This is a genomic window from Caulobacter sp. SRI_008 (assembly GCF_057586355.1).
This window is the reverse complement of the sequence record NZ_JBYCZS010000021.1, coordinates 103,520-115,828: the sequence shown is the minus strand read 5'-3', so window position 1 is coordinate 115,828 and position 12,309 is coordinate 103,520. Positions and strand designations below refer to the sequence as shown.

The 12,309-nt window shown below is 68.5% G+C and carries 12 protein-coding genes and 1 pseudogene; 6 read left to right on the top strand and 7 right to left on the bottom strand.

Going from position 1 to position 12,309, the window contains the following annotated elements:
- The 4 genes from AC2YHT_RS18740 to AC2YHT_RS18725 all read right to left on the bottom strand — a co-directional run.
- A partial coding sequence (locus AC2YHT_RS18740) for a DNA translocase FtsK 4TM domain-containing protein (RefSeq protein ID WP_487291363.1) occupies positions 1-632 on the bottom strand: 632 nt, incomplete at its 3' end.
- 229 nt (positions 633-861) lie between these two features.
- Positions 862-1,254 (bottom strand): SMI1/KNR4 family protein, encoded by a 393-nt coding sequence (locus AC2YHT_RS18735; protein ID WP_487291361.1) that lies wholly within the window; start codon positions 1,252-1,254, stop codon positions 862-864.
- Between the two features lie 23 nt (positions 1,255-1,277).
- Entirely contained in the window at positions 1,278-2,573 is a 1,296-nt protein-coding gene (gene hslU, locus AC2YHT_RS18730) for an ATP-dependent protease ATPase subunit HslU (protein WP_487291359.1), read from the bottom strand.
- Positions 2,570-3,406 carry a DUF4440 domain-containing protein gene (locus AC2YHT_RS18725; protein ID WP_487291357.1) on the bottom strand — a complete coding sequence of 279 codons (837 nt, stop codon included), beginning with the start codon at positions 3,404-3,406 and terminating at the stop codon, positions 2,570-2,572. Before AC2YHT_RS18725 ends, hslU begins: the two co-directional genes overlap by 4 nt.
- Between AC2YHT_RS18725 and AC2YHT_RS18720 the strand changes: the two are divergent.
- Positions 3,393-3,518: pseudogene (locus AC2YHT_RS18720) on the top strand (hypothetical protein); the annotation flags it as partial. The gene AC2YHT_RS18725 and the pseudogene AC2YHT_RS18720 sit on opposite strands and share 14 nt — an antisense overlap.
- An 11-nt stretch (positions 3,519-3,529) precedes the next feature.
- Here AC2YHT_RS18720 and hslV read toward each other — a convergent pair.
- Positions 3,530-4,129: an ATP-dependent protease subunit HslV gene (hslV, locus tag AC2YHT_RS18715; protein WP_487291355.1), complete on the bottom strand. Its 600-nt coding sequence runs from the start codon at positions 4,127-4,129 to the stop codon at positions 3,530-3,532.
- A 5-nt stretch (positions 4,130-4,134) separates the two neighbouring features.
- Here hslV and AC2YHT_RS18710 point away from each other — a divergent pair, with 5 nt between their 5' ends.
- Positions 4,135-4,872 carry a HesA/MoeB/ThiF family protein gene (locus tag AC2YHT_RS18710; protein ID WP_487291353.1) on the top strand — a complete coding sequence of 246 codons (738 nt, stop codon included), beginning with the start codon at positions 4,135-4,137 and terminating at the stop codon, positions 4,870-4,872.
- A 131-nt stretch (positions 4,873-5,003) separates the two neighbouring features.
- Complete coding sequence (gene scpC, locus AC2YHT_RS18705) at positions 5,004-6,518, top strand: succinyl-CoA:acetate CoA-transferase ScpC (protein ID WP_487291352.1); 1,515 nt, start codon at positions 5,004-5,006, stop codon at positions 6,516-6,518.
- A gap of 3 nt (positions 6,519-6,521) precedes the next feature.
- Here scpC and AC2YHT_RS18700 read toward each other — a convergent pair whose 3' ends face one another.
- Positions 6,522-8,531 carry an alpha/beta hydrolase family protein gene (locus tag AC2YHT_RS18700; RefSeq protein ID WP_487291350.1) on the bottom strand — a complete coding sequence of 670 codons (2,010 nt, stop codon included), beginning with the start codon at positions 8,529-8,531 and terminating at the stop codon, positions 6,522-6,524.
- A gap of 198 nt (positions 8,532-8,729) precedes the next feature.
- Positions 8,730-9,716 carry a 2-hydroxyacid dehydrogenase gene (locus tag AC2YHT_RS18695; protein ID WP_487291348.1) on the bottom strand — a complete coding sequence of 329 codons (987 nt, stop codon included), beginning with the start codon at positions 9,714-9,716 and terminating at the stop codon, positions 8,730-8,732.
- Positions 9,717-9,788: 72 nt separating this feature from the next.
- Between AC2YHT_RS18695 and AC2YHT_RS18690 the strand changes: the two genes are divergently transcribed.
- From AC2YHT_RS18690 to fabB, 3 genes are all read left to right on the top strand, one after another.
- A complete protein-coding gene (locus AC2YHT_RS18690) occupies positions 9,789-10,334 on the top strand; it encodes an SH3 domain-containing protein (RefSeq protein ID WP_487291346.1) in 546 nt (181 codons plus the stop codon).
- A 107-nt stretch (positions 10,335-10,441) separates the two neighbouring features.
- Positions 10,442-10,957, top strand: coding sequence for a 3-hydroxyacyl-[acyl-carrier-protein] dehydratase FabA (gene fabA / locus AC2YHT_RS18685; RefSeq protein ID WP_110119995.1), 516 nt, complete (start codon positions 10,442-10,444; stop codon positions 10,955-10,957).
- 68 nt (positions 10,958-11,025) lie between these two features.
- Positions 11,026-12,240 carry a beta-ketoacyl-ACP synthase I gene (gene fabB, locus AC2YHT_RS18680; RefSeq protein WP_487291344.1) on the top strand — a complete coding sequence of 405 codons (1,215 nt, stop codon included), beginning with the start codon at positions 11,026-11,028 and terminating at the stop codon, positions 12,238-12,240.
- The last annotated feature ends 69 nt before the right edge of the window (positions 12,241-12,309 follow it).

The window sequence follows — 12,309 nt, the reverse complement described above, 5'->3', positions numbered from 1 at the left end:
CGCGGCGCGGTCAGGCGGGCGATCAGGGCCATCAGGCTTTCGGGATCGACGCGGCGGACGCCCAGGGCGTAGCCGACGCCGACCACGGCCCCGACCAGCAGCAGCAGGGCGGCGATGATCCGGGCACCGGGAATGTGGGCGAAGCCGAAGATCCCGCCGATCAGGTTCAGCAGGCCGTCGCCCCAGAAGCCGCCCAGGCCCTTGGCCAGCGGCCAGACGGCGGGCGGCGCCAGGATGGTCAGGAAGCCGGCCAGGGCCAGCAGGCCGGCCACGCCGACACCGGCGCGCACCCGCAGTTCCTTGCGATGGGCGTCGGGATCGGGCTGGGCGGTGCGCGCCAGGCCGAAGACCAGCATCATGATCGCGGCGATCCAGCCGGCCAGTCCCAGCGACTGCACGACCACGTCGGCCACCATGGCGCCGGCCCCGCCCAGGGCGTTGGTCGCGGGCGCGCTGCTGACGGCGTTGAAGCTGGGATCGGCCGCGTCATAGGTGGCCAGCGACAGCAACAGGCCAGCGCCCAGCACGGCCAGCACGCCGCCCCGGAACCGGGCCGTCCAGGGTTGCGCCCAGCCGTAGCGGACCGCCTCCCAGACCAGCTCCACATTCGATCGCCGCGCCACTCGCGCCATGAACCACTCCAGAGTCCTACGGAGCGATCTTGTGGGCCGGTTTGGTTAAGAGCCGTTTACCGAGCCGAGCCGTCGGGGCGGTTTGAGAACAAAGACTTAATGTCGCAGGGGTTGTGGAACGAAAGCGCGGCCATGCGCATTTCACCCTCGTATCCCCCTAGTAAGTCCCCTCTGACTTTCGGCCCGGACGGCGACGCCCGGGCCTTTCTTCGTCGGGATGGGGGCGGGATCAGGCCTCTTCGCGTCCGATCAGGTCGAGCAGGGTGTCGAAGTCGTCGGCCACCGGTTCAGCCGTTTCCGGACCCGCGACCATGTCGATGGCGATGATCGGCCAGGGCGCCGTGCCGCGGATGTCGAAGGCGAGAAGCTCGCCGCCGCCGCTGCTTGCGAAGACGATGAAGCCCTCGAAATACCCGCCGTCTCGGATCGCCTTAGCCATCGTCGTCGCTGGGTCGAGACACAGGGTGTAGGGCTGAACGGGAAGCGGACCCTCCCCGCCGTCGCTCTGGGCCAGCAGGTCGTAATAGCTCCGCGGCAGCTCCACGGGCGCGACCTGCCGCAAGGCGTGCAGCGCTGCTTCAGTCGCCCCGGGAGCGCTGGTCCAGTCTCGGTCTTCGAGCATGTCTTTCCTTCGGGGCCGCCGCTCTAGAGGATGTAACGGCTCAGATCCGCGTTGGCGGCCAAGGCCCCGACCCGTTCCTTCACATAGTCCGCGTCGATGGTGACGGTCTCGCCGCCCCGATCCGCCGCCGAGAAGCTGATTTCCTCGACCACCTTTTCCAGGATCGTCTGCAAACGCCTGGCGCCGATGTTCTCGACCGAGCCGTTCACGGCCACGGCCGCATCGGCCAGGGCGTCGATGGCCTCGTCGGTGAAGACCAGCGTCAGGCCCTCGGTGGCCATCAGCGCCTGGTGCTGGCGCAGCAGGTTGGCTTCCGGTTCGGTGAGGATGCGGCGCAGGTCGTCGCGGGTCAGGCCCTTCAGCTCCACGCGGATCGGCAGGCGGCCTTGCAGCTCCGGCAGCAGGTCGCTGGGCTTGGCCACGTGGAACGCGCCCGAGGCGATGAACAGGATGTGGTCGGTCTTCACCGGCCCGTACTTGGTCGACACCGTCGTACCCTCGATCAGCGGGAGCAGGTCGCGCTGCACGCCTTCGCGGGAGACGTCGGCGCCCGAGCGCTGCGAGCTGCTGGCGACCTTGTCGATCTCGTCGAGGAAGACGATGCCGTGGTTCTCGGCCAGGGACAGGGCCTCCTGGGTGAGGGCCTCCTGGTCGAGCAGCTTGTCGCTCTCCTCGGCGATCAGCGGGGCCCAGGCGCCCGAGACCGTGGTCTTGTGGGTCTTGGTGCGGCCGCCGCCGAACGACTTCATCATCTCCGACAGGTTCAGCACCGAGGCGCCCGGCTGGCCGGGGATCTCGAACATGCCGCCGCCGCCGCTGTCGGGCAGCTGCAACTCGATCTCCTTGTCGTCCAGCTCGCCGGCCCGCAGCTTCTTTCGGAAGCTGTCGCGGGCGGCGGTGGCGCCGGGACCGGTCAGGGCGTCGAGGATGCGATCCTCGGCGGCCGCCTCGGCCTTGGCCTTCACGCCGGCCCGCCGCTTGTCGCGGACCATGCCGAGCGCGCTTTCCACCAGGTCACGGACGATCTGGTCGACGTCGCGGCCGACATAGCCGACCTCGGTGAACTTGGTGGCCTCGACCTTCAGGAACGGCGCCTGGGCCAGGCGGGCGAGGCGCCGGGCGATCTCGGTCTTGCCCACGCCCGTGGGGCCGATCAGCAGGATGTTCTTGGGGGTGATCTCGTCCTGCAGGTCGGCCGGCGTGCGGCGGCGGCGCCAGCGGTTGCGCAGGGCCACGGCGACGGCGCGCTTGGCCTCGGCGTGGCCGACGATGAAGCGATCCAGTTCGGAAACGATTTCGCGGGGGGAGAACTCGGTCATGTGTCGTTGATCAGGGTCTCGAAGATCAGGCGCCAACCTTCGGCGCGCCTTTGCCAGACGTGCATATAGTGCGCCGCCACGGGTTTGTTATCCGCTCCGCTCCAACTGGCTTCGCCGTGGGTCCAGACGAGGTCGCCGGCCCCGGACGCGCCGCCGCCTTGCGGGCGTAGCGCGATGACGGCCGCACGCAGGGCCAGGCGGGCGGAAAGATCGTTTCCAGCAAGGGCCTTGGTCTCTTTCGGGCCGAGCAGCCAGGCGTCGTCCGTCAGAACGCTCTTGTAGGCGACCGGGGCGTCGGTCGCGGCCGCCGAGGCCAGGGCCACTTCGGCGGCGCGGGCTTCCTCGAAGCCCTTGGCCTGGGATTCCGCGCCCGCGGGCGCCAGCGGACCGGCCTGGGCGGCGGCGTCGGGACCCGGGGCCTTGCCGGGATCGGCCTGCGCCCCGCCGTCATAGACCCACTTCCACACGCCGTCCGCGCCCTTGCGCCAGATGGTGGCGTAGTAGCCGCCGCGCTTGTCGTCGATGCTCCAGGGGCCCAGCGACAGGCCAAGGTCGCCGGAGCGCGCCATCACCACCTTCTGCGGCCACCAGAACAGCTTGGGCTCGTTGGTCCCCGGGCGTTTCTCGTAGAACTCACGGGCGTTCACGGGGCCAGGGGCGAAGACGATGGCGTCGTCGGCCATGTGCCTGAGGAACGAGCCCCGGATCCCCAGCGCCAGGCCGTCTGCGGCGAACGCGCGCTCGGCGGCCTCGACCGGGGCGGCGGAGATCTCCTGGGCGAGGGCGGGGGCGGCGCAGACCGCCAGCGTGACGGCGAGAATGGCCTTGATCATCGGAAGGCTCCGCTGGGCCGAAATCCTCGTCCTTCGACGAGCTCAGGATGAGGATTTCTACTGCGAGGCTGGAATTAGCCCTCACCCTGAGCTTGTCGAAGGGCGAGGGCGTCGTCCACGACCTTAGAGGCTTTCCACCGTCAGATTGCCGTTGGTGTAGACGCAGATCTCGGCCGCGATCGCCATCGCACGCCTGGCGATCTCTTCCGCCGTCAGGTCCTGGTCGATCAGAGCCTTGGCCGCGGCCAGGGCGTAGTTGCCGCCAGAGCCGATGGCCGCCACCGCCCCGCCGCTGGGGCTTTCGCCCGGCTCCAGCACGTCGCCGACGCCGGTGACGGTGTAGATGGCGTCCTTGTCGGCCACCAGCAGCATGGCCTCCAGGCGACGCAGGTAGCGGTCGGTGCGCCAGTCCTTGGCGAGGTCGACGCAGGCCCGGGCCAGCTGGTTGGGATACTGCTCGAGCTTGGCTTCCAGCCGCTCGATCAGGGTGAAGGCGTCGGCCGTGGCCCCGGCGAAGCCGGCGACGACCGCGCCTCCGGCCAGACGACGCACCTTGCGGGCGTTGCCCTTGACGACGGTTGGCCCCATGGAGACCTGTCCGTCGCCGGCGATCACGGTCTGGCCGTTCTTGCGCACCGCGAGAATGGTGGTGCCGTGCCAGTCGGGGAACGAGTTCGAGCTTTGCATGGCTTCGCATGTGGCGAGGCCGGCCTGGAGGGTCAAGCGCCATGAGCTTTTCGGAACGCGAAGTCGAGCGCTACGCCCGCCATCTGGTGCTGCGCGAGATCGGCGGACCGGGCCAGCAGAAGCTGAAGGTGGCCAGGGTGCTGCTGGTCGGCGCCGGTGGTCTCGGCGCGCCCGCCGCCCTTTACCTGGCCGCCGCCGGCGTGGGCACGATCGGCCTGGCCGACGCCGACGCGGTGTCGCTGTCGAACCTGCAGCGCCAGGTGCTCTATGCCGAGGCCGACGTTGGCAAGCCCAAGGTCGAGGCGGCCGCCGATCATCTGGCGGCACTCAATCCGAACGTGACGGTCGTGCCCCACCCCGTCTGGCTGGACGCGGCCAACGCCCGCGAGATCGTGCGCGACTACGACGTCGTACTAGATGGCACGGACGATTTCTCCACCCGCTTCGCCGTCAGCGACGCCTGCCTGGCCGAGGGCAAGGTCCTGGTCAGCGGCGCCCTGGGCCGCTGGACCGGCCAGGTCGGGGTGTTCCATGGCCAGCCCTGTTACCGCTGCCTGGTGCCCGAGGTTCCGCCTGACGCCGAGACCTGCGCCTTGGTCGGGGTGGTCGGGGCCCTGGCGGGCGTCATCGGCTCGATGATGGCGCTAGAGGCGGTCAAGGTCATCGCCGGCGCCGGCCAGTCGCTGTCCGGGCGCCTGCTGATCTACGACGCCCTGGCGGCCGAGACCCGCACGGTGCGGATCGGCGCGGATCCCGCCTGCCCCAGCTGCGGGCGATAGCGTCGTTCGGCGAAAACCTTGTCGTTACGGGTATTTACGTAGGTGAGGGCCTGGGGCGTTTGGTCTAGGTTCGCCGCCGCCGGTCCCGGCGGACCTCCCCTCGCGCGCCGGTCGGCCGCAGGGAGAGACCGATGACCAACCCCCGCATCGCCCATCCGGGCCTGGCCGCCAGGACCATGAGCGCCCAGGACGCCGCCGCCCTGATCGAGCCGGGCTCGACCGTCGGCATGAGCGGCTTCACCGGCTCGGGCTATCCCAAGGCCGTGCCGATGGCGCTGGCCGAGCGGATGGAGGCGGCCCACGCCGCCGGCGACCCCTTCCGCGTCAAGGTCTGGACCGGCGCCTCGACCGGCCCGGAGCTGGACGGCGCCCTGGCCAAGAGCGACGGCGTCGAGTTCCGCCTGCCCTACAATTCCGACCCCATCGCCCGCGAGAAGATCAATCGCGGCGAGATGGAGTATTTCGACATGCACCTTTCCCAGGTCGCTCCCATGGCCTGGCAGGGGTTCCTGGGTCCGCTCGACACCGCCGTGGTCGAGATCGCCGGCATCCGGCCCGACGGCTCGCTGATCCCGTCCTCGTCGGTGGGCAACAACAAGACCTGGCTGGACCGCGCCTCCAGGATCATCCTCGAGGTCAACGCCTGGCAGAACCCGGCGCTGGAGGGGATGCACGACATCTACTACGGCACCGCCCTGCCCCCCAGCCGCGTGCCGATCCCGCTGGTCAAGCCCGACGACCGCATCGGCGAGGCGTACTTCCGGGTCGATCCCAGCAAGGTCGTCGCCGTGGTCGAGACCGACGCGCCGGACCGCAACCTGCCCTTCGCCGCGCCCGACGCCTCGGCCCTGGCGATCGCCGGCCATCTGCTGGAGTTCTTCGCCCACGAGGTGAAGATGGGCCGCCTGCCCGCCTCGCTGCTGCCGCTGCAATCGGGTGTCGGCAACATCGCCAACGCCGTTCTGACCGGCCTGGTCGACGCGCCGTTCGAGAACATGACCGCCTATACCGAGGTGATCCAGGACGGCATGCTCGACCTGCTGGCGGCCGGCAAGCTGCGCATGGCCTCGGCCACGGCGTTCTCGCTGAGCCCCGAGGCCGCCGCCGGCCTCAACGCCGACATGGCCAGCTTCCGCGACAAGATGATCCTGCGGCCGCAGGAGATCTCCAACCATCCCGAGCTGATCCGGCGCCTGGGCTGCATCGCCATGAACGGCCTGATCGAGGCCGACATCTACGGGGCGGTGAACTCGACCCACGTCATGGGTTCGCGCATCCAGAACGGCATCGGCGGCTCGGGCGACTTCGCCCGCAACGCCTATGTCTCGATCTTCATGACCCCGTCGACGGCCAAGGGCGGCAAGATCTCGGCCATCGTCCCGCAGGTCAGCCACGTCGACCACATCAACCAGGACGTCCAGGTGATCGTCACCGAGCAGGGCTTGGCCGACCTGCGCGGCCTGTCGCCCAAGCAGCGGGCCCGCGTGATCATCGACAACTGCGCCCACCCCGACTTCCGCCCGGGCCTGGAGGACTACTTCCAGCGCGCCCAGGTCGGCGCCTACGGCCGCCAGACCCCGACCCTGCCGGGCGAGGCGCTGTCGTGGCACCAGCGGTTCATGGAGACGGGGTCGATGCGGTCCTAAGCGTCAGGCGAAGGCCTTGCCGATGTGGGCGATGGACTTCTCCAGGACCATCTTGAGATTTTCATCGCCCCAGTCGCGGTGACCGACGCCCTTCATCTCGATCACTTCGCAGGGCTTGCCGGCCGCCTTCAGGGCCTTGGCCATGATCCGTGACTGTTCGACGCCGACGATGGTGTCGTCGACGCCGTGGATCAGCAGCACCGGCGCCTTGATCTCGCCGGCGCGCAGGGCGGGCGAGGCCTCGGCCAGCATGGCCTTGTCGGTCTTGGGATCGCCGATGGTCCGGATCCAGTAGGCGTAGGCGTCGGAATCGTAGCCTTCCTGCTGGCGGGCGAAGGACAGGGTCTTGGAGAGTTCCGCGTCGCCGGCCACCGAGACCACGGCCTTGTAGAGGTCGGGCTTGCGCACAGCGCCCATCAGGGCCGCATAGCCGCCGTAGCTCATCCCGTAGATCGCCACCTTGTTCGGATCCGCCGCGCCCGAGGCCAGGACCTTGGCCACGCAATCCTCTACGTCGGCCTGCATCAGGTCGCCCCAGTGGCGGCGCCCCTTGTCGGCGAAAGCGCGGCCATAGCCGCTTGAGCCGCGGAAATTGGGTTGCAGCACCATCCAGCCCTGGGCGGCGAAGGCCTGGACGAAGATGTCGAAGGCCAGGGTGTCGCGCACTTCCGGTCCGCCGTGCGGCAACACCACCAGCGGGCGTGGCTTGTCCGACGGAACGACCGGCGTCGTCAGATAGGCGGTGATCGTCGCGCCGTCGCGGGTCTCGACCCGCAGGGCCTCCATCGGGGCCAGGCGTTCGGCTTTCAGCCAGGGCTGGCGGTCGGCCAGGAACTTCAGGGAGCCGCGCGTGACGTCGTACAGCCAGAAGGATCCGGGATTGCGTGGCCCGCTGACCGCGAAGACCAGCCACTTGCGGTCGCGGCTGACCTCGTAGGGGCTGACGCTTTCGGTCTTGTCGAAGGTGGCCACGACCCGCTCGTAGTGGCCCGCCAGGTCGGGGTCGACGAACCAGTCCTTGGCCCGGTCGTCGCTGACGCTGATGCTGATCGGCCGGTTCTCCTCATCCATGAAGAGGCCGGTGATCGGGCGCTTGTTATGCTGGGCGAAAACCTCGCCCATGGTCATGGTTCGGGTGTCGAACAGCCGGATCGCTGGCAGGTCCGCGGCCTGGTCGTTGTCGAGCACCAGCAACATGCCGGGCTCGGCCGTGGGGGCGATGAAACGCAGCTCCGGCGCCTCGTAGCGTTCGTCGCGGCGGATGGTGCGGTAGTGCTTCCACGCCTTCGCGCCGGGCGGCCGGGTCATCACCGCGAGCTTGGAGCCCGTGTTGTTGGTGTCGTAGCGGATGATCGGCATGCCCCGCTGGGTCACCCAGCCCACGGTGTCCGAAGTTCCGCGTTCGAATTCTTCCGTCGCGCCGGTCAGGATATCGACCTTCACCAGGCTGTTGCCGGGCTGCATGAGGATATGGCGCGGATCGTCAATCATCATGTCGGCGACCTTGCCTCTGTCGCCGAGCCAGACAGTCCCTCCGTTCCCTGGCGAGAGCAGCAGCACAGGGTCGGCGCCGTTCTCGCCGATGGCCATGACGTGCTGTGTGTAGCTCTTTTCGACATAGGAGCCGAACGCGTTGGTTCGACCCTTCGAATAGCGCATCTCGAATTCTCTGCGCAGCCAGACCAGCAGCCGGTCGTTGCTGGCCCACACGATCTTTTCGCCGGCGTAGTCGCCCAGGCTGACCGGGCCTTTCGGCGCCTTGGTCTCCACCGTTCGCCGATAGACGAGCTGCAGGTCGCGCTTGTTGTCGCCGAGCCGGCGTTCGACCAGGAAGGCCAGTCGCGTGCCGTCCGGCGACAGCGCGACGTCCAGCATGACCGGCGGTTTCAGCAGGTCGTCGATGCTGTGTGGAACCGGCGCGGCCTTGGCTGTCTTGTCGTCGCCGGCCAGGGCGCGATCGATGAGCAGCGGCGCCGCCGAGGCGGCCGCGATGATAAGGCGTCGAGTAAGCAAAGCGGCGGCCCCCCGGTCGCGACTGGATACAGGCGCGAACCGATACGATCCGCGCGTCGGCACACTCGCGAGTTTTCGCAAGCTTTGCAATTACAGGGTGCGGCGATCGCCGTCCGGCCATCACCTTGGCGAAGGCTGTTTGATCCCCGAGCACGGAGCTGAAGCTTCCGGGGCGGATCGCCCCCGGAAAGCCCTTCTCTACAGCATCGCCGGGATGACGCGGTCGGGCGGGCGGTGGCCGTCCATGAAGGTCTTCACGTTGACGATGACCTTCTCGCCCATGTCGATGCGCCCCTCGACCGTGGCCGAGCCCATGTGCGGCAGCAGCACCACGTTGGGCAGCTTCAGGAGCTTGGGGTTGATGGCCGGCTCGTGCTCGTAGACGTCCAGGCCGGCGCCGGCGATCTCGCCGCGCGCCAGCATGTTGGCCAGGGCGCCCTCGTCGATCACCTCGCCGCGGGCGGTGTTGACGACGATGGCGTGCGGCCGCAGCAGCTTCAGCCGGCGGGCCGACAGCAGGTGGTAGGTGGCCGGGGTGTGCGGGCAGTTGATCGAGATGATGTCCATCCGGGCCAGCATCTGGTCGAGGCTTTCCCAGTAGGTGCAGCCCAGCTCTTCGGCGATGCGCGGGCTGACGGGCTTGCGGTTGTGATAGTGCACCTGCATGCCGAAGGCCTTGGCGCGGCGGGCGACGGCCTGGCCGATGCGGCCCATGCCGACGATGCCCAGGCGCTTGCCCCACAGGCGGCGGCCCAGCATCCAGGTCGGCGACCAGCCGTGGAAATCGCCGGCCTTCACCACCTCGGCCCCCTCGACCACGCGACGCGCGGCGGCCATGATCAGGGTCATGGTCAGGTCGGCCGTGTCTTCGGTCAGGACGCCGGGGGTGTTGGTGACGATGATGCCGCGGGCGTTGGCCGTGGCGACGTCGATATTGTCGACCCCGGCCCCGAAATTGGCGATCAGCTTGAGCCGGTCGCCGGATCGCGACAGAAGGCGCGAGTCGATCCGATCGGTGATGGTGGGCACCAGCACGTCGGCTCGTCCCATGGCGTCGACGAGCTCGTCGGGCGTCAGGGGCTTGTCGGCCAGATTCAGTTCTGTGTCGAACAGCTCGCACATCCGCGTCTCGACGGGATCGGGCAGCTTGCGCGTGACGACGACTTTGAGCTTGCGAACGGGCATGGGCGGTCTGAAAAGCCTTCCCTGACGGGCGTTCTAAATCTGTAGCAAAGGGGCCGGAAGCGGCCAAGCAACATGCCGGTGAAAAGCAAACATCGTTCGCTTGGTGGTTTTCGCGGCTTGGGCGGTCTGATCGCGGTCGCCGCCCTGCTGGCGGCGGGCGCCGCGCTCGCCCAGCCGCCGACCACGACCCCGTCGGGCCTGCCGGTGCCGCGCTACGTCGTGCTCAAGTACGGCGAGGTCAACGCCCGCCAGGGTCCGGATGAGGATCACCGCCTGCTGTGGATCTATAAGGCCAAGGGCCTGCCGGTGCAGGTGGTGGCCGAAACCCGCGAGTGGCGCAGGATCTGCGATCCCGAGGGCGGCCTGGCCTGGGTGCACAAGCGCACCACCGACGGCCGCCGTACCGCCATGCGCGTGCAGGACGCTCCCCTGCCCCTTCATTCTTCGCCCAAGGCCGAGTCGCGGATCAGCGCCTATCTGCGCGGCCGCTCGATCGCCACGCTCGACAAGTGCGAGAAGGGCTGGTGCCGCCTGAAGGCCGATGGGGCCTCGGGCTGGGCGCCGGAGGACCAGTTTTGGGGCGCCAAGGAGGCGCTGCAGTGTCCGGAAGCACGCTGATACGGACGATTTAAACCCCAAAAGAGCCGCTCGAACGGGCGGTGCTCACCAATTGTCGCCGAATGTAACATTGAGGCCCGCCCCGGCGCCGTGCTAGGGGCGTTCCCATGCAAAAGAGCGCCTACACCTTCGAAGAGCTCCTGGCCTGCGGCCGGGGCGAATTGTTCGGACCCGGCAACGCCCAGCTGCCCGTGCCGCCGATGCTGATGTTCGATCGCATCGTCCGCATCGAGGCCGACGGCGGCGCGCACGGCAAGGGCTACATCGAAGCCGAATTCGATATCAATCCGGACCTCTGGTTCTTCGGCTGCCACTTCATCGGCGACCCGGTGATGCCCGGCTGCCTGGGCCTGGACGCCCTGTGGCAGCTGGTCGGCTTCTTCCTCGGCTGGTCCGGGGCCCCCGGCCGCGGCCGCGCCCTGGGCGTCGGCGAGGTGAAGTTCACGGGCCAGGTCACGCCGGACATCAAGAAGGTGGTCTACAAGATCGACCTGAAGCGTGTGATCATGCGTAAGTTGGTCATGGGCATCGCCGACGGCGTTCTGGAAGCCGACGGCAAGGTCATCTACGAAACCAAGGACCTCAAGGTCGGCCTGTTCACGGCCGAACAGATGGCGGGTTGATCCAACCGACTAGCCGGCCGTTCTGCAAGGAGCCGGCTCCGGCGGATCGGGGAGAAAGAGGTACAGATATGCGTCGCGTCGTCGTCACGGGACTGGGCGTCGTCTCGTCCATCGGCAACAACGCCAACGAGGTGCTGGCTTCGCTGCGCGAAGCCAAGTCGGGCGTGGTCGCCGCACCGGAATATGCCGAGCTCGGCTTCCGCTGCCAGGTGCACGCCGCGCCTCAGATCGAGTGGGAAGGCCTGGTCGATCGCCGGGCCGCGCGCTTCCTTGCGCCCGGCACGGCTTACGCCCACATCGCCATGGAGCAGGCGATCGCGGATTCCGGTCTCGAAGAGTCCGAGATTTCCAACGAGCGCACCGGCCTGATCGTCGGTTCGGGCGGCCCGTCCACCCGCGTCATCGTCGAGGCCGCGGCCACGACCAAGGAACGCGGTCCCAAGCGGATCGGTCCGTTCGCGGTGCCCAAGGCTATGAGCTCGGGTCCGTCGGCGGTGCTGTCGACCTGGTTCAAGATCCGCGGGATCAACTATTCAATCAGCTCGGCTTGCGCGACCAGCGCCCACTGCATCGGCGCGGGCGCCGAGCAGATCCAGCTGGGCAAGCAGGACATCGTCTTCGCCGGCGGCTGCGAGGAGCTGGACTGGACCCTGTCGAACCTGTTCGACGCCATGGGCGCCATGAGCAGCAACTTCAACGACCGCCCGGCCGTGGCCAGCCGCGCCTACGACAAGGACCGCGACGGCTTCGTGATCGCCGGCGGCGCCGGCATCGTGGTGCTCGAGGAATACGAGCACGCCAAGGCGCGCGGGGCCAAGATCTATGGCGAACTGATCGGCTACGCCGCCAATTCCGACGGCTACGACATGGTCGCTCCGTCGGGCGAAGGCGCGGCCCGCTGCATGAAGCTGGCGATCGCCGAGACCGGCGGCCGCACCATCGACTATCTGAACCCGCACGGCACCTCGACGCCGGTCGGCGACAGCAAGGAGATGGGCGCGGTGCGCGAGGTGTTCGGCGACAAGGCGCCGTTGATCTCGTCGACCAAGTCGCTGACCGGCCACAGCCTCGGCGCGGCCGGCGCTCAAGAAGCGATCTACTCGATCCTGATGCTCAAGAACGGCTTCGCGGCCGAGAGCGCCAACATCGAGAACCTCGACCCCGAGTTCGCCGACCTGCCGATCCTGCGCCAGCGCTCGGACAAGCCGCTCGACACGGTGATGTCCAACAGCTTCGGCTTCGGCGGCACCAACGGCACGCTGATCTTCGGCCAGGTCGACTGACCTGATCCGGGCCGCCGCGATCGATACGGTTCGCGGCGGCGCCCGCCGCCTGTGGTCCATGGCGGATGG